This window comes from Stenotrophomonas maltophilia (genome assembly GCF_001274595.1).
Taxonomy (GTDB): Bacteria; Pseudomonadota; Gammaproteobacteria; order Xanthomonadales; family Xanthomonadaceae; genus Stenotrophomonas; species Stenotrophomonas forensis.
Window position 1 is genome coordinate 636,732 of sequence record NZ_CP011010.1, and the last position, 18,571, is coordinate 655,302.

General features: G+C 69.1%; 6 protein-coding genes. 5 read left to right on the plus strand and 1 reads right to left on the minus strand.

Annotation, left to right across the window (positions count from 1 at the left end; translation table 11 throughout):
- Nucleotides 1-17: 17 nt before the first annotated feature.
- Together xerD and VN11_RS02865 are read left to right on the plus strand one after the other, a co-directional pair.
- A complete protein-coding gene (gene xerD / locus VN11_RS02860; RefSeq protein ID WP_053448747.1) occupies nucleotides 18-995 on the plus strand; it encodes a site-specific tyrosine recombinase XerD in 978 nt (325 codons plus the stop codon).
- A 100-nt stretch (nucleotides 996-1,095) separates the two neighbouring features.
- Nucleotides 1,096-1,884 carry a thioredoxin fold domain-containing protein gene (locus tag VN11_RS02865; RefSeq protein ID WP_053448748.1) on the plus strand — a complete coding sequence of 263 codons (789 nt, stop codon included), beginning with the start codon at nucleotides 1,096-1,098 and terminating at the stop codon, nucleotides 1,882-1,884.
- A 115-nt stretch (nucleotides 1,885-1,999) separates the two neighbouring features.
- Here VN11_RS02865 and VN11_RS02870 read toward each other — a convergent pair whose 3' ends face one another.
- Nucleotides 2,000-4,099 (minus strand): glycosyl hydrolase family 18 protein, encoded by a 2,100-nt coding sequence (locus VN11_RS02870; protein ID WP_053448749.1) that lies wholly within the window; start codon nucleotides 4,097-4,099, stop codon nucleotides 2,000-2,002.
- 912 nt (nucleotides 4,100-5,011) lie between these two features.
- Here VN11_RS02870 and purL point away from each other — a divergent pair.
- From purL to VN11_RS02885, 3 genes are all read left to right on the plus strand, one after another.
- A complete protein-coding gene (gene purL / locus VN11_RS02875) occupies nucleotides 5,012-8,896 on the plus strand; it encodes a phosphoribosylformylglycinamidine synthase (RefSeq protein ID WP_148564923.1) in 3,885 nt (1,294 codons plus the stop codon).
- A gap of 441 nt (nucleotides 8,897-9,337) precedes the next feature.
- Nucleotides 9,338-16,519: an ESPR-type extended signal peptide-containing protein gene (locus VN11_RS02880; RefSeq protein ID WP_053448751.1), complete on the plus strand. Its 7,182-nt coding sequence runs from the start codon at nucleotides 9,338-9,340 to the stop codon at nucleotides 16,517-16,519.
- A 158-nt stretch (nucleotides 16,520-16,677) separates the two neighbouring features.
- Entirely contained in the window at nucleotides 16,678-18,531 is a 1,854-nt protein-coding gene (locus tag VN11_RS02885; RefSeq protein ID WP_053451238.1) for a S8 family peptidase, read from the plus strand.
- The last annotated feature ends 40 nt before the right edge of the window (nucleotides 18,532-18,571 follow it).

Below are 18,571 nucleotides of genomic sequence, written 5' to 3' on the forward strand. Positions count from 1 at the left end.
CCTCGTATCCTTCACCCATGGCCCTTGTTTCCACTCCTGCCGAACGCCGCCAGCTGGTCCAGCAGCTGCCCGAGCTGCGCGGTGACGACAGCGCGCGCATCGAGCGCTTCCTCGATGCCATCTGGGCCGAGAACGGCCTGGCCCGCGCCACCCTCGACAGCTATCGGCGCGACCTGGAAGGGCTGGCGCGCTGGATGGATGGGCGCGACGGTGGCCTGGCCGGCATCGAGCGTCCCGGGCTGTTCGACTACCTGGCCTGGCGCACCCGCCATGGCTGGTCGCCGCGCAGCAATGCCCGCCTGCTGTCGGCGCTGCGTGCGTTCTTCGCCGATGGCGTACGCCGTGGCGAACGCGGTGAAGACCCCAGCGCGTTGCTGGACCCACCGAAACTGCCACGTCTGCTGCCCAAGGCGCTGGCCGAAAGCCAGATCGATGCACTGCTGGCGGCGCCGGACATCGACAGCGCACTGGGCCTGCGCGACCGGGCCATGCTCGAACTGATGTATGCCGCAGGGCTGCGCGTGAGCGAACTGGTGCTGCTGCCGGCCACCGCGGTCAACCTGCGCCAGGGCGTGCTGCGGGTCACCGGCAAGGGCAGCAAGGAACGCCTGGTGCCACTGGGCGAGGAATCGCAGCACTGGCTGGAGCGCTACCTGCAGCAGTCGCGGCCGCAGCTGGTCGGCAAGGGCAGGGTGCACGCCCTGGCCGATGGGCAGACGCCGTTATTCATCGAGCCGACGCTGCACGCACTGACCCGGCAGGCGTTCTGGCATCTGGTCAAGCGCCACGCCCAGGTCGCGGGGATCGATCCGGCGCGGATCAGTCCGCATGGCCTGCGCCACAGCTTCGCCACCCATCTGCTCAATCGCGGCGCCGACCTGCGCGCGCTGCAGATGCTGCTGGGCCACAGTTCGCTGTCGACCACCCAGATATACACCCTGGTGGCCCGCGAACACCTGCAGAAGCTGCACGCCCGCCATCACCCGCGCGGCTGAGCCGGCGGCTGAATCCCGGCCCCGGGCCGTGCGCGGCGTCGCGGCCCGCTGCGGGCGGCTGTGTCAGAATTCGGGGTCTTCTTCTGTCGCGGACCGCTCCATGCTTCGATTTGCCATCGCCGCCGTGCTCGGTGCGCTCAGCCTGACCGCCTGCGCCCAGCCGGCCCCGCCGGCCGCCAAGGCACCTGCTGCCGCCGCGGCGGCCAAGGCCGGTCCGGTCGCCAATGCGTCGGCCGACCAGGCCGTGCGTGCGGCGCTGACCGCGCTCAATCCGGGCTTCCAGGTGGACTACATCGGTGCTGCGCCGTTCCCGGGCTTCCGCGAGGTCGTCGTTTCCGGCCAGCTGCTGTACGTCTCCGACGATGGCCGTTACCTGTTCCAGTCGCAGCCCTACGACACCCGTGCCAAGGGCCCGGCCAACAGCGAAGGCCTGCTCGGCTACCGCCGCGACCTGCTGGCCAAGGCCAACCATGGTGACCGCATCGTGTTTGCCGCGCCGAACGCGAAGTACACCATCAGCGTGTTCACCGATATCGAATGCGGTTACTGCCGCAAGCTGCACCAGGACATTGCCGAACTGAACCGCAACGGCATCAGCGTCGAGTACCTGGCGTTCCCGCGCATGGGCCTGGGCAGCAAGGATTACACCGACATGATCTCGGTCTGGTGTGCGGCCGATCGTCGCCAGGCGCTGACCAATGCCAAGCGCGGTGGCAGCGTGCCTGCCAAGAACTGCACCAACCCGGTGGCCATGCAGTACGCGCTGGGCCAGCAGCTGGGCGTGAACGGCACGCCGGCGATCTTCGCCCCCGATGGCACCCAGCTGGGTGGCTACCTGCCGCCGGCACAGCTGCGCGCAGCGCTGGAAAAGCTGTCGGCCAAGCGCTGACGCGGAACTGTAGCGTCGAGCCATGCTCGACTGCGGTTCCACATGTGACAGCCGAGCATGGCTCGGCGCTACAGATCAGGGGCCGGGGGCGCACAATGCGCCCCCGGCTTTTTCCTTACTTCAGGCCATCACTGACCGCCTTGGTCAGCGTGCCCTGTGCATCGTCACCACTGAACTCCCAGACGAACGCGCCGCCCAGGCCCTGGGTCTTCACGTAACCCATCTTGCGGGTGATGTTGGCCGGGGTGTCGAAGCTCCACAGCGTACTGCCGTTGTAGATCCAGGTGGCACCGGCGGTGTTGTCGGTGTAGCCCGGCCACGCCAGGTTCTTCAGCACCTTCCAGTCTTCGATGCCGGCCTCGTAGGTCCCCGGTGCGGCGCCGGTTGCGGTCTGGTACAAGCCGTTGTTGGCGTTGGCCACGCCGGTCCAGCCACGCCCGTAGTAGCCGATGCCCAGGTTGAGCTTTGCAGCGGGCACGCCGCGGCTGATGAAGGCCTCGATGGCATCGTTGCTGTTGTACAGCTTCTGGTCGCCGGTGGACGGATCATTCGGCGAATCGAACAGCGCCGACTGGTGATTGGTCTTCGCATCCCACGCACCGTGGAAGTCGTAGGTCATCACGTTGATGTAGTCCAGGTACGGGTGGTACGCGGCCGGATCGGTGACGCGGATCTTGTCGATGCCCGCACCCACTGCCACCGTCAGCAACAGGCCCGGACGCACCGCATCGAGCTGGCGGCGGAACTCGGCCATCAGTGCGGTGAAGTTGGCGTTGTCTTCCGGCTTGCCGCATTCGATGCCACAGGCCACCGGGTATTCCCAGTCGATGTCGATGCCGTCGAACACGCCCAGTGCGGCACCGGCACCACCGGCACCGTCGGTCACCGGCAGGTTGCCCTTGATGTAGGCATCGATGCACGAGGCGACGAAGGCCTGGCGGTTTTCCGGGCGGGCCGCGCTGGAGAAGCCGCGCGACCAGGTCCAGCCACCCAGCGAGATCAGCACCTTCATGCCCGGATACTTGGCCTTGAGCTGCTTGAGCTGGTTCCAGTTGCCGCGCAGCGGCTGGTCCCAGGTATCGGCGCTGCCGCTGACACTCTCGGCGGCACTGAATGCCTTGGTGTAATCGGCGAAGGCATCGCCACCGGCACCGCTGTTCGGATCCGACGGCTGGGTGATGCCCACTTCGCAGCGGTTGTTGCGCACGTTGCCGAACGCATAGTTGATGTGGGTCAGGCGCGCGGCCGAGCCACTGCTGTCGATGTTCTTGACCCGGTAGTTGCGGCCGTAGATGCCCCACTGGGTGAAGTAACCGATGACCCGCTTGCCGGTAGTGCCGCCGTCGCCGGCCAGCGTGGTGGCACTGATCTCGGTGCCCTGTGCCGACGCATTGCCGGCGTTGTCGCGGGCACGCACGCGGTAGCGGTAGGTGGTCGATGCGGTCAGCCCGCCATCGACATAGCTGGCGCTGGACCGCGAGCCGACCAGGCTGCCGTTGCGGTACACGTCATAGCCGGCCACGCCGCTGCCGCCGGTGTTGTCGGTGGACGGGCTCCAGCTGAGCGCGATGCTGTTGGCGGTACGGGTGCCGACTGCCAGCCCGCCCGGCACGCTCGGCGCGGTGGTGTCGCCACCGGCGGCGTTGACGGTGATGGTGATGGTCGGCGTGCTGGTGGTGGCGTTGTTGTTGTCGGTGGCCACCGCACGCAGCGTGTGGCTGCCGGCGCTGGCATTGGCCCAGCTGGCTGCATACGGCGCGTTGGTGGCGATGCCCAGCGAGCTGCCGTCGCGGAAGAACTCGACCTTGGCGACGCTGCCGTCCGGATCGCTGGCGTTGGCGGTCACGTTCACCGTGCTGCCGGCGCTGAAGGTGGCACCGTTGGCCGGCGAGGTCAGGCTGACCACCGGCGGCTGGTTGCTGCCACTGCCATCGCAGGCACCCAGGTTGGTGTAGTAGGGCGCGCCGGCCGGATGGTCCGGCGGCGCGTTCCAGATGTCCTGGTTCGCCCGATAGAGGACGCCTCCTTTCTGCAGGGTATCGCCGGCCCGGTAGATCTTGGCCTGGTCCCACTGGGCCACCCCGGCACAGCTGGCGGCCTGCGCCAGGCCGGGCAGGGCGACGCTGCCGGCGGCCAGGGCAAGCAGCCAGGCCAGGCGGCGGGGACGACAGCTACGGGTCGAACGTTCGGCACTGCGCACAATCGGGTCGTACATGGGTAAGTCTCCGATCAAAGGGCGCGCGGGCCCCGATGGCGCCGCGCGTGACGCAGGTCCGGGCGTCGCCCGGGAAGGCGACGGAGGGGGCGGACGGGGTACCTGGGAGGCCGGGGAGAGAGTCCGGCGCCAGGTGGGGACAACGTTGTCATCAATCGTGTGGTCAATCCGTGAGCGAGTGCATGGTTCGGGGATTCGGCTGGAGAGCGGCGCTGCGCGCGGTCGGCGGCCATCGGCGGAGCCCCCTCGTGGCTGGGGTGGGTCGCTGAAAGCGGGTTTCTGGGGGTTGGCCGGGTGGGTGGGCTGCGCAGGGGACGCTGCAAGTACGTCCATGTAAGCTCGATCGCCGCATCCATGCGGCTCACGCCCCTGCGCAGCCCACCCACCCGGCCCCTGACAGGTTCCTGCGCGGCCAGCCACGAAAGGCAGAACAAGAAATCAAAGGCAGAAGCCGGTCGCTTCGCTCTTCATTGCCTGATTTCCGATGTTCCCTGGTTGCCGGCCAGCGGCCGGCACTACCGCAGGGCATCCACGCATGGCGTGGATCTACTGCAGATCGCAGAAATCTGTCGAAGGCGGGGTGGGGCCGGTGGCGGGGGTGTCCGCGGCATGGATGCCGCGGCCAAGCCCCCAGGGGTGAGGGCGCTTTGCTTGCGAAGCACTGCTTCGCAAGCGCCCGAACGCACAGCCGCCAGCGGCTGGGCCGGTCTGGGGGTTTACGGCGTCCCCCGCCACCGGACCCACCCCGCCATCCCACGGGAACCCAGCTTTTGCTTTGGCAGTTGCTGTTGCCGTTGCTGTTGCTGTTGCCGTTGCCTTGGCTTCGGCGGGTGCCGGGCGCCGCCCGGCCAGAGCCCTTCCCCCGCTTCCGGTACAATGTCGGGCCCGTTTCCCAACTACGGTTCCCCGGACATGATGGTCCTCGAGGGCGCGCCCGCCCTGTCGCCGTTCCGCCGCGAACGTCTTGAATCCCGCCTGCAGTCCATCGCTCCCTCCCTGCGCATCAGCGGTGCCTGGCACGTCTACTTCGTGCAGCCCGAAGGCAGCGCCGCCCCCGACCTGGCCACCCTGTGCCGCATCCTCGAAGCTGCGCCGCAGGCCGAGGCCGTGGCCGATGGCGCGGTCAGCCGCATCGTGGTGCCGCGCCTGGGCACGCTGTCGCCGTGGTCGAGCAAGGCCACCGAACTGGTCCGCGGTGCGGGCCAGCCGGTCAGCCGGGTCGAGCGTGGCCTGCGTATCGACGTGCAGGGCTGGCCGGCCGATGCCGCCGCCCAGCAGGCGCTGGTCAAGGCGCTGCACGACCCGATGACGCAGTCGGTGCTGGAGACCGTGGCAGAGGGCCAGGCGCTGTTCTCAGCACCGGCCCGCGGTGAACTGGAACGCGTGCCGGTGGACCAGCTGGAGGCCGCCAACCAGCGCCTCGGCCTGGCCATGGCCCAGGACGAGATCGACTACCTGCGCGAACGCTTCACCGCGCTGGGTCGCTCGCCGTCGGACGTCGAACTGATGATGTTCGCGCAGGCCAATTCCGAGCACTGCCGCCACAAGATCTTCAACGCCAGCTGGACCATCGACGGCCAGGAACAGGACCGCTCGCTGTTCCGGATGATCAAGAACACCCACCAGCAGACCCCGCAGCACACGCTCAGCGCGTACAGCGACAATGCGGCGGTGATCGAAGGCCACCCGGCCTCGCGCTACCGCCCGGATCCGGCCAGCGGCGAATACCGGCGCGAGCCGCAGGTGCCCAGCGCGTTCCAGATCAAGGTGGAAACGCACAACCATCCGACCGCGATCGCGCCGTTCCCGGGCGCATCGACCGGTAACGGTGGCGAGATCCGCGACGAAGGTGCGACCGGCCGCGGCGGCAAGCCGAAGGCCGGCCTGTCCGGTTTCTCGGTCTCGCACCTGCGCATTCCCGAGCTGCCGCAGCCGTGGGAAGCGCCGCGCGCGCTGAACCCGCGCATGGCACCTGCACTGGAAATCATGACCGACGGCCCGCTCGGCGGCGCCGCGTTCAACAACGAATTCGGCCGCCCGAACCTGCTCGGCTACTTCCGCAGCTTCGAGCTGCCCGAAGGTGCTGACCTGGTGCGCGCCTACGACAAGCCGATCATGCTGGCCGGTGGCCTCGGTGCCATCGACCGCATCCAGGTCGAGAAGATCCCGCTGCAGGCCGGTGATGCGGTCATCGTGCTGGGTGGCCCGGCGATGCTGATCGGCCTGGGCGGCGGCGCCGCCAGTTCGGTGGCCTCCGGCGAGAGCGCCGAGGACCTGGACTTTGCCAGCGTGCAGCGCGACAACCCGGAAATGGAGCGCCGCTGCCAGGAGGTCATCGACCGCTGCGTGGCGATGGGCGCCAACAACCCGATCAAGTTCTTCCACGACGTCGGCGCCGGTGGCCTGTCCAATGCCATTCCCGAACTGCTGCACGACTCCAAGGTCGGCGGCGTCATCGACCTGGGCAAGGTGCCCACCGATGATCCGTCGCTGTCGCCGATGCAGCTGTGGTGCAACGAGTCGCAGGAACGTTACGTGCTGGGTGTAGCCCAGGAGCGCCTGGCCGAATTCGCCGCGCTGTGCGCGCGCGAGCGCTGCCCGTTCGCTGCGGTTGGCGTGGCCACCGCCGAGGAACACCTGGTGGTGGCCTACGGTGCGGTGCCGGGCCACACCCCGGCCGATGCGCCGATCGACCTGCCGATGGACGTCCTGTTCGGCAAGCCGCCGAAGATGCACCGCGACACCGCGCACCCGCCGGCACCGCGCTGGCCGGCGCTGAAGACCGGTGGCCTGGACCTGCACGAGGCCGGCCTGCGCGTGCTGGCGCACCCGACCGTGGCCTCGAAGAACTTCCTGGTCACCATCGGTGACCGCAGCGTCGGCGGCCTGACCGCGCGCGAACAGATGGTCGGCCCGTGGCAGCTGCCGGTGGCCGACGTGGCGATCACCCTGGCCGACTTCGATGGCGTGTCCGGCGAAGCGATGTCGATCGGTGAGCGCACCCCGCTGGCCCTGCTCGATGCGGCCGCTTCGGCGCGCATGGCGGTGGGCGAAGCACTGACCAACCTGTGCGCGGCACCGGTCGACGCACTGGATGAGATCAAGCTGTCGGCGAACTGGATGGCCGCCGCCGGCCACCCGGGCGAAGACGCGCTGCTGTACGACGCGGTCAAGGCGGTGGGCATGGAGCTGTGCCCGCAGCTGGACATCAGCATTCCGGTGGGCAAGGACTCGCTGTCGATGCAGGCGCAGTGGCACGACCAGGGCGAAGCACACAAGAGCGTGTCGCCGGTGTCGCTGGTGATCTCGGCGTTCGCGCCGGTCGCCGACGTGCGCCAGCAGCTGACCCCGCTGCTCGACCGTGAGGTGGAGAGCGAGCTGTGGCTGATCGGCCTCGGTGCCGGCAAGCAGCGCCTGGGCGGTTCGATCCTGGCCCAGGTACATGCCGACCACGGCGATCTGCCGGCCTTTGCCGGTGCCGCCCCGGACCTGGACGATCCGCAGCGCCTGCGTGGCTTCTTCGAACTGATCCGCGATGCGCGCCAGTCCGGCCTGCTGCTGGCCTACCACGACCGCAGCGACGGTGGTGCCTTCGCTGCGCTGTGCGAAATGGCCTTCACCTCGCGCCTGGGCCTGGACATCACCCTCGATGCCTGGGGCGATGATCCGTTCCGCAGCCTGTTCAATGAAGAACTGGGCGCAGTGGTGCAGATCGCGCGCGAGGACCGCGCCGCGTTCGCCGATCTGGTCGAGCGCCACGCACTGACCGAATGCGCGCAGCGCATTGCCAAGCCGACCACCGCGCCGGTGGTGCGCGTGTCGCTGGGCGGCGAGAACCTGGCCGAATGGCGTTGGGACGCGCTGTTCGACGCCTGGTGGTCGGTCACCCACGCGATGCAGAAGCGCCGCGACAACCCGGCCAACGCCGATGCCGAACGTGAAGTCGCCCGCGCCTTCAACGCGCCGGGCCTGAAGCCGAAGCTCAGCTTCGACCTCAACGAAGATGTCGCCGCGCCGTTCATCAGTACCGGTGCACGTCCGCGCGTGGCGGTGCTGCGCGAACAGGGTGTCAACGGCCAGATCGAAATGGCCAACATCTTCGAACGTGCCGGCTTCCGCGCCTTTGACGTGCATATGAGCGACCTGATCGAAGGCCGCGTGGCGCTGCAGGACTTCACCGGCCTGGTCGCCTGCGGCGGCTTCAGCTATGGCGACGTGCTCGGTGCCGGCCGTGGCTGGGCGACCTCGATCCTGGAGCGCAGCGCGCTGCGTGATGCGTTCGCCGCGTTCTTCGCCCGCGAAGACAGCTTCGCGCTGGGCGTGTGCAACGGCTGCCAGATGATGAGCCAGCTGAAGAACATCATCCCCGGTGCCGAACACTGGCCGCAGTTCCGCCGCAATGCCAGCGAGCAGTTCGAAGCCCGCACCGCGCTGCTGGAGGTGGTGGAGTCGCCGTCGATCCTGTTGCGCGGCATGGCCGGTTCGCGCCTGCAGGTGGCGGTGGCGCATGGCGAAGGCCAGGCGGTGTTCGACAACGCCGTCGACCAGGCCGCGGCCCGTGTCTCGCTTCGCTACATCGATGGCCACGGCAACGTTGCCAGCCAGTACCCGCTGAACCCGAACGGCTCGCCGGACGGCATCACCGGCCTGACCAGCAGCGATGGCCGCGTCACCATCATGATGCCGCACCCGGAGCGCACCCCGCGCGCGCTCAACCTGAGCTGGGCGCCGGCCGAATGGCAGGGTGATTCGCCGTGGATGCGCATGTTCCGCAACGCGCGGGTGTGGTGCGGCTGACGGCGCAACCGTCGCGCACGCCACAATGCGATGAGGTACGGAAAACCCGGCAGGCGACTGTCGGGTTTTTCTTTGGATGGGCAGAAATACCTGCCGCAACCATCAGTTACATGCGTTTACAGGGCGCCGGCGGTTCGTCACCCAGACCTAACAAAATCGCTTTATAAACAGGTGAAATAGTGAACTGCTTCACGGCAATAGGATTTGCCGTGTCAAAGTCTTGACGATCTGGAAAGTTGCCGTTAACACTTGAAGCCCGTTACAGAATCATTCATTTCGCAGTAACCGGTTGGCGCACGCGCTCGGTTTTCTGTCGCTGCGCGCCGTTCGGCAATACCCCGCAGTAAATCACGCGAATAAACGCCCCCAGGGGACGTTGGGCCGGAAAGCCCAGCGGTGGCGTTGCTTTGCCCAAAACCAGTCCAATCAGGAGCCGTACCGATGAATCGGATTTATCGCAAGGTCTGGAACAAAGCATTGGGTCAGTGGGTGGTGGCTTCGGAACTGGCCTCCTCCGACAGCAGCAGCGGTGGGGTCGTCAACCAGCGCCGCGATGCGACACGAGCCACGCCCGCATTGCTGGCAGTGGCGCTGGGCCTGGTATTGGGATTGGGCATGAGCGGCACCGCCGCGGCACAGTCGGTGCAGATCGGCGGCAGCGCCACCTGCGTCGCTTTCAGCGGGAAGCTGCTGGAAAAGTGCCTGATCGAGGGCTCGGCTACGGCCAAGGGCAGCAACGCCGTTGCGATTGGCAGCAACAGCAACGCCAGTGCCGCCAACAGCGTGGCGCTGGGCTCCGGTTCCAAGGCCACGCGGGCCAACACCGTGTCCGTCGGTGATGCTGGCAAGGAACGGCAGATTACCAACGTCGCGGCGGGCGCCCAGGCGACCGATGCGGTGAACAAGGCGCAGCTCGATGCGCAGGCACGGGCCACGCAGGCCGCGATTGCCGACGTTGCAGCAGACGGCAGCCGCTATTTCAAGGCCGACGGCGCAGGCGATGACAGCGACGCGGCGAAGATCGACGGGCAGGGCGCATTGGCGGCCGGTGCCGGTGCGCAGTCGCTGGCCAATGCCACCACTGCCATCGGTACCCAGGCCATCGCCGCCGGCATCGGCGCCAGCGCGTTCGGCCAGGGCGCATTGGCCATTGGCGATGCCAGCGTCGTGGTCGGGCAGAGTGCTGCGGCCTTCGGCCTGGGCGACACCGCCGTGGGTGCCAGTGCCTATGCGGCCAGCGAGAACGGCGCGGCCACCGCGCTCGGCGCGTTGTCTGAAGCCACCGCTGATGGTGCCACCGCTGTGGGTGGCGGTGCCGTCGCGATGGGCCCGGGCAGTACCGCGCTGGGCCGTGGTGCGACCGCCGCCAACGAAGCGTCGATTGCGGTCGGCGCGTTCAGCACCGCCGTGGGTGAATACAGCACCGCGCTGGGCTCCAATTCGGCGGCGGTGGCGACCGGCAGCGTGGCGCTGGGCGCCGGTTCGCTGGCCGACCGTGTCGATACGGTGTCCGTCGGCGCCGCCGAGTATGGCCTGACCCGGCAGATCACCAGCGTGGCTGCCGGTACTGAAGACACCGATGCCGTCAACGTGGGCCAGCTGAAAGACGTGGCCGCCGTGGCCGATGCCACCGCCAAGCGCTTCCAGGCCAACGGTAGCAGCAACAGCGATGCCGGTGCGCTGGCCGAGGGTGATGAGGCGCTGGCTGCAGGCGAAGCGGCCAACGCGATCGGCAAGGGCGCCACCGCCGTGGGTGCCGGTGCCACCGCCGTCGCGCAGAACGCCACCGCCGTCGGCAACAACGCACTGGCCTCGGGCCAGAACAGCGCGGCGTTCGGCAACAATGCGCAGGCCAACGGCCCGGGCAGCGTCGCCGTTGGCGGTGCTGCGGTCGATGCCGATGGCAATCCGCTGATCACCAGTGGCGGTGTGCCGGTGGAAACCGGCGCCACCAGTGCCGGTGTCGGTGGCACCGCCGTGGGCGCCAGTGCCGATGCCGGTGGTTTCGCCGCGTCGGCCTATGGCGTGGGCGCGTATGCCGCCGGTGCGCAGTCGTCCGCGTTCGGCGCGGTCGCCAATGCCATCGGTGACTACTCCACCGCGCTGGGCACGCAGAGCAACGCCACCGGTACCAGCAGCGTGGCCATCGGTGGCCCGGCCGACCTGATTCCCGGCCTGGGCTTCTTCGTGCAGACCCAGGCCAGTGGCGAAGCCGCAACCGCGGTCGGTGCCGGCGCAATCGCCAGCGGCGACCGCGCGGTGGCCAACGGCAGCCTGACCGAAGCCTCCGGCGCCGAAGCGACTGCGGTCGGCTACTTCGCCTACGCACCCGGCGAGAACGCCAGCGCGCTCGGTGCGCAGACCTGGGCCAGCGGCGCGCAGAGCACGGCGGTGGGCTACTACGCCACCGCGCGGGGCGCCAACAGTGTTGCACTCGGCGCGAACTCCGAAGCGGTGCGCGCCAACAGCGTGGCGGTGGGCAGTGCCGGCAACGAACGGCAGATCACCAGCGTTGCCGCCGGCAGCGAAGCCACCGATGCGGTGAACAAGGCACAGCTGGACGCGGTGGCCAGCACCGCCGACAGCACCGCGCGCTTCTTCCAGGCGCAGCCGGAAGCGGGCAGCGATGCCGGCGCACTGGCCGAAGGTGAAGGCGCGGTTGCTGCCGGTTCGTCGAGCAATGCGATCGGTGCCGGCGCGGTTGCACAGGGTGCTGCCGCCTCGGCGATCGGTGATGACAGCGTGGCGGTCGGCCGCAACAGCAACGCCACCGGCAAGGGCGGCGTGGCGATCGGTGGCCTCGGCCAGGCCTACGACGAGTACAACCAGCCGATCATCGGTGCCGACGGCACGGCGCAGCAGGTGGGTACCACCGCCGTTGCCGACGGTACGGCGGTCGGCAGCGGTGCACAGGCCACCGGAGCCGCCAGCAACGCCTTCGGAAGTGCCGCCAGGGCCAGCGGTGACAACAGCTTCGCCGCGGGCGGCAAGTCGCGCGCGACCGGCGCCTATGCGGTGGCGGTGGGTGACAGTGCGTTCGCCAGCAGCGACGACAGCACCGCTGTCGGCGGCTACAGTTGGGCAACCGCCAGTGGCGCCAGCGCCTTCGGCTCCGGCGCGTGGGCCACCGCCACCAACGCCTCGGCCTTCGGCAACGCGGCCTGGGCCAGCGGCAGCGGTGCAACCTCCATCGGTTACAACAGCTGGGCCAACGGCGCCAGTTCCACTGCGGTGGGGCGCGGCGCCTTCGGCTATGGCGACAACAGCGTGGCGCTGGGCTTCCAGGCGCTGGGCAACAGCCTCAACAGCATCGCCATCGGCACCAACACCGTGGCCGGTGGTGAAAGCGCGATCGCGCTCGGCGCCGGCAGCAATGCCAGCGCCAGCAATGCCGTCGCGCTGGGCGCAGGTTCAGTGGCCAACCGTGCACGCACGGTGTCGGTCGGCAGCGCCGGCAACGAACGCCAGGTCACCAACGTGGCTGCTGGCACGCAGGCCACCGATGCAGTGAACAAGGCGCAGCTGGATGCGGTGGCAAGCACCGCCAGCACCACCAGCCGCTTCTTCCAGGCCAGCGGCAACGGCGACGATGTGGCCGGTGCGCTGGTGGAGGGGGACAACGCGCTGGCGGCGGGCGATGCGGCCAACGCCATCGGCAATGGCGCCACCGCGCTGGGCAGCGGCGCCAACGCACTGGCCAACAATGCACAGGCACTCGGCTTCAATGCACTGGCGACCGCGGCCAACGCCAGCGCGGTGGGTGCCAACGCACAGGCCACCGGCGAGTACGCCACCGCGCACGGTGCGGAAAGCGAGGCCAGCGGCGAGCAGAGCGCCGCTTTCGGTGCCGCCAGCATCGCCAGCGGCGCCGGCAGCACGGCTAACGGTGTGCTGTCCGAAGCGTCCGGCGAAGAAGCCGTGGCCGTGGGCTACTTCAGCAATGCCAGTGGCGATGCGGCAACTGCCGTGGGCAGCGAAAGCGTGGCCAGCGGTACCGCATCGGCGGCATTCGGCATCGGCGCCGAGGCCACCGGTGGCTACAGCACCGCCATCGGTGGCTACGCGCAGGCTTCGGCCTTCAATGCCACCGCGTTCGGCAACTTCGCCAATGCCTCCGGCTCCAACAGCGTGGCACTGGGCGGCGATTCGGAAGCGTCCGGTGCTTACAGCACCGCCACCGGCCAGGGCAGCCTGGCCACCGGTACCAACAGCGTCGCCGTCGGTGGCTCGTTGTTCGGTGTGCTGGCCACCGAGGCCTCGGGCAACTACTCCACCGCGGTGGGTGGTGGCGCCTGGTCGGGTGGCATCAACAGCACCGCGTTGGGCAACGCCGCCGAATCGCGCGGCGCCAACAGCGTGGCGCTGGGTGCGGACTCGATTGCAGACCGTGACAACACCGTTTCGGTGGGCGGGGGCGGCAACACCCGCCAGATCACCAACGTAGCCGACGGTACGCAGGGCAACGACGCGGTCAACAAGAACCAGCTCGATGCGGTTGCCGCTGCTGCGGAAAAAACCAGCAGGCAGTTCCAGGCCAGCGGCAATGCCGATGGCGAAACCGGCGCACTGGTCGAGGGCGACAACGCACTGGCGGCCGGTGATGCGGCCAATGCCATCGGCAACGGTGCCACCGCACTCGGCAGCGGTGCCAATGCGCTGGCTGCCAATGCCACGGCCGTCGGTATCGATGCGCTGGCCACCGGCAACAACGCAGCGGCGCTGGGCAGTACCGCACAGGCCACCGGTGAAGACAGCCTGGCCCTGGGCAGTGGCGCCAGCGCCAGCGAGCTGGGTGCCAGCGCCACCGGCGCACGTGCTCAGGCCAGTGGTGCCTACAGCACCGCAACCGGCACCGAGTCCAACGCCAGCGGCACGCAGGCACTGGCCAGTGGCTTCCGCAGCGCCGCGTCCGCTGATGGCACCACCGCTGTCGGCGGCTATGCCGAAGCCAGCGGCCGCCTCGGTACCGCGCTCGGCTATGGATCGGCGGCCAGCGGTGCCAACACCACGGCGGTCGGCTTCGGCGCGGCCGCGGCCGGTACCGGCGCGGTGGCCGTGGGCCAGTCCAGCGAGGCCAGTGGCGAGGAGAGCGTCGCCATTGGCGGCAGTACCTTCTTCGGCCTGATCCCGTCGCGTGCCAGCGGTACTGGCGCTGCGGCATTCGGCGCAGGTGCGTGGGCCACCGAAGACTACGCCACCGCCATCGGCTGGAATTCGTGGGCGGCGGGCAGCAGCGCCACCGCACTGGGTGCCAACGCCACCGCCAACGGCAGCAACAGCGTCGCTCTCGGTGCGGGGTCCAAGGCGGACCGCGACAACACCGTTGCCGTCGGCAAGGCCGGTGGCGAACGCCAGGTGACCCATGTTGCCGCCGGCACCGAAGCTACCGACGCGGTGAACAAGGGCCAGCTGGATGCAGTGGCGACGGTCGCCGACAAGACCAGCCGCCAGTTCCAGGCCAGTGGCAATGCCGATGGCGAGGCCGGCGCGCTGGTCGACGGTGACAACGCCCTGGCCGCCGGCAATGCAGCCAACGCCATAGGCAACGGCGCTACCGCGCTGGGCAGCGGTGCCAACGCGATGGCCGCCAATGCCACCGCAGTCGGCTTCGATGCACTGGCTGCCGGCAACAACGCCGCAGCGCTGGGCAATGCTGCACAGGCCAGTGGTGTGGACAGCGTGGCGGTGGGCAGTGGTGCCAGCGCCAGCGAACTCGGCGCCAGTGCCAGCGGTGCCGGTGCCCAGGCCAAGGGCGCCTACAGCACCGCCAGCGGTGCGCAGGCCACGGCCAGTGGCACGCAGTCGCAGGCCAGCGGCTTCCGCGCCAATGCGTCGGCCGATGGCGCCTCGGCACTGGGCAGCTATGCCGAAGCCAGCGGTCGCCTCGGTACGGCGGTCGGCTACGGCAGCAAGGCCACTGGTGCGAACGCCACTGCGGTGGGTGTCAGTGCCAACGCCACGGCGGCCAGCAGCATCGCACTGGGTGCCGGCTCGGTGGCCGATCGTGCCAACACCGTGTCGGTCGGCAGTGTCAGCACCGACCGCCAGATCACCCGGGTCGCTGCGGGTACCGAGCGTACCGATGCGGTCAACCGCGGCCAGCTCGATGCAGTGGCGGCGACCGCCGACGGCACCGCGCGTTACCTCAAGGCCACCGGCAGTGGTACCGCCAGTGCCAGCGGCAGCGAGGCCACTGCCATCGGTTCGGCGGCCAGTGCCAGCGGCGCACGCAGCAACGCCGTGGGCGCCAACGCGATGGCGATCGGCAATGGCGCGCTGGCACTGGGTAACAGCGCCGGTGCATCCGGTGCCAACTCGGTGGCGCTGGGCGCAGGGTCACGTGCACTTGATGCCAACGTGGTCTCGGTCGGCGGCGGCAATGGCACCGATGGCCCGGCGACGCGCCGCATCGTCAACGTGGCTGATGGCCGCATCGGTGCAGGCAGCACCGACGCAATCACCGGCTCGCAGCTCAACGTCACCAACCAGCGTATCGGTGCGGTGGAGACCCGCGTGGGCGATTTCGATTCGCGCATCGCCACGGTCGAAACCACCGCAGCCAGCGCGGTCAGCTACGACGATGCCAGCCGTGACCGCCTGACCCTGTCCGGCTTCCAGGGCACCACCATCGACAACGTCGGCGCGGGCAGCATCGCTGCCGGCAGCCGCCAGGCCATCAATGGTGGCCAGCTGTTCCAGTCGCTCAGCGACGCCGCCAGCTTCCTCGGTGGCGGTGCCAGCGTGGGCATGCAGGGGGTGTTCGTGGCGCCGAACTACGTGATCCAGGGCGCCACCTACAGCAATGTCGGCGATGCACTGGGCGCGCTGGATCGCAAGGTCAGCGAAATCGACCGTCGCACCGCCGGTGGCACACGCGCCGGGACCGCCAGCCTGCGCGCGATGAGTGCGCCGCTGGAGGACGGTGCGCAGGCCAGCGTCGCCGACGCACGGGTGACGGCGGACGCAGCACCGGCCAGCACCGCGCGTGTGCAGGGCACGCCGACCGCGGCTGCGGCGGGTGCCGGCATTCCGGTGGGTACCCCGGCGAGCGGCTTCAATGCGGTTGCCATGGGAGACGGCGCCGTTGCCAGTGGTGCCTCGTCCACCGCCATCGGCCAGGGGGCCAATGCCAGCGCAGCGAACGCGGTGGCGCTGGGCCAGGGCTCGGTCGCCGACCGCGCCAACACGGTGTCGGTGGGCAGCGAAGGCAACGAGCGCCAGGTGACCAACGTGGCGGCCGGTACCACGGCCACCGACGCGGTCAACAAGGGCCAGCTCGACCGTGGCATGGCCACCGCCAACAGCTACACCGACAGCCGCGTCCAGGCCGTCGCCGACAGCTTCGATGTGTTCAAGGGCGAGATCGATGGGCGCCTGCGTCACATGGACCGCCGCATCGACCGTCAGGGCGCGATGAGCGCCGCGATGCTCAACATGGCCACCAGTGCCGCCGGTATCCGCACCCAGAACCGGGTCGGTGTCGGCATCGGCTTCCAGGGGGGCGAATCGGCATTGTCGCTGGGTTACCAGCGTGCGATCAGCGATCGCGCCACGGTCACCTTCGGCGGTGCTTTCAGCAGCGATGACAGCTCGGTCGGCGTCGGTGCCGGCTTCGGCTGGTAAGCCCGTCCATTGCGCCGGCGGCCACCCACGCCGGCGCAGCACCTGCAGTGAGGGCCTGGGGGGAGGTCACGGCAATCCCGGCTGGGCCGGCCGGGAGTCGTCAAGGAATGATGGCCGCAGTGTTGGTTCGATCCATGACCCAGAAGAGGAATTTCGACGTGATCAAGAAGCAGAACCTTCGCATCAATGTGCTTGCCGCCGCCGTGCTGTCGATGACGGCCGTCGGTGCCGTCCACGCCGCCGGGTTGCCGACCCGTGAGCCGGTGCGCCAGGCCAGCACCGCCCAACCGGGGGCCGAGCGCATCATCGTCAAGTACCGGGCCGGGGCTGCCGCCGCCAGCGACCGCTCGGCCAAGCTGTCCACCGTGCAGTCGGCGCTGACCCGTGCCAGCCTGTCCGGCGGCACCTCCCGCGCCAGCACGCTGGGCCCGCAGGTGGTGCGCAGGCTCGCCACCGGCGCGGACCTGATCCGCGTACAGGGCCGCCTGGCCCCGGCCGAACTGCAGCGCGTGCTGAAGGAACTGCAGGCCGACCCGTCGGTTCAGTACGCCGAAGCGGACGTGAAGCTGCGCCGCACCGAGCTGCGTGCCGGCGACGTGCAGCCGGCACTGGTGCCCAACGATCCCTTCTACCAGCAGAACCAGTGGCACCTGCACAACGCGGTCGGCGGCATCAACGCACCGGCGGCGTGGGACGTTTCGCAGGGCGAGGGCATCGTGGTGGCGGTGATCGACACCGGCATCCTGCCGCAGCATCCGGACCTGGTCGGCAACCTGCTGGAAGGCTACGACTTCATCAGCGACGCGGAGACCTCGCGCCGCCCGACCAATGATCGCGTACCCGGTGCGCAGGACTATGGCGACTGGGTCGAAAACGATAACGAGTGTTACAACGGCTCGCTGGCCGAGGACAGTTCCTGGCACGGCACGCACGTCGCCGGCACCGTGGCCGAGCAGACCAACAACGGGGTCGGCATGGCCGGTGTCGCCTACAAGGCCAAGGTGCTTCCGGTGCGCGTGCTGGGCAAGTGTGGCGGTTACCTGTCCGACATCGCCGACGCCGTGGTGTGGGCATCCGGCGGCACCGTATCGGGCATCCCGGCCAACACCAACCCGGCCGAGATCATCAACATGAGCCTGGGCGGCAGCGGCGCCTGCGGCAGCACCTATCAGGACGCGATCAACGGCGCCATCTCGCGCGGTACCACGGTGGTGGTGGCCGCCGGCAACGAGACCGACAACGCATCCAAGTACCGGCCGGCCAGCTGCGAAGGCGTGGTGACCGTGGGCGCGACCCGCATCACCGGCGGCATCACCTATTACTCGAACTACGGCACCCGCGTGGACCTGTCCGGTCCGGGTGGCGGCGGCAGTGTCGACGGCAACCCGGGGGGCTACATCTGGCAGACCGGTTCCAATGCAGCGACCACGCCGGAGTCGGGCACGCCGGGCTACATGGGGATGGGCGGTACCTCGATGGCCTCGCCGCATGTGGCAGCCGTTGCCGCACTGGTGCAGAGCGCGCTGATCGCCAAGGGCAAGGATCCGCTGACCCCGGCCGCGATGCGCACCCTGCTGAAGGAAACCGCGCGTCCGTTCCCGGTCGCCATTCCGGCAGCGACCCCGATCGGTACCGGCATCCTTGACGCCAAGGCTGCGCTGGCCAAGGCACTGGAAGAACCGTGCACCGAAAACTGCGGGCCAGTGGCGACGCCTTTGACCAACAAGGCGGCGGTGGGTGGCCTGAACGGCGCTGCCGCCAGCAGCAGGCTGTACAGCTTCGAGGCCGTGGCCGGCAAGCAGCTCAGCGTGATCACCTACGGCGGTACCGGCAACGTCTCGGTCTACCTGGCGCAGGGCCGCGAGCCGAGTGCCACCGACAACGATGCGCGTTCGACCCGCCCGGGCACCTCGGAAACGGTGCGGGTGACGGCACCGGCCGCCGGCACCTATTACATCAAGGTGGTAGGCGAGGCGGCCTACAACGGCGTGAGCATCCTTGCCACGCAGTAAACACCTGCCGACGTAGTTGAATGGCCGAGGCCCGTCACCC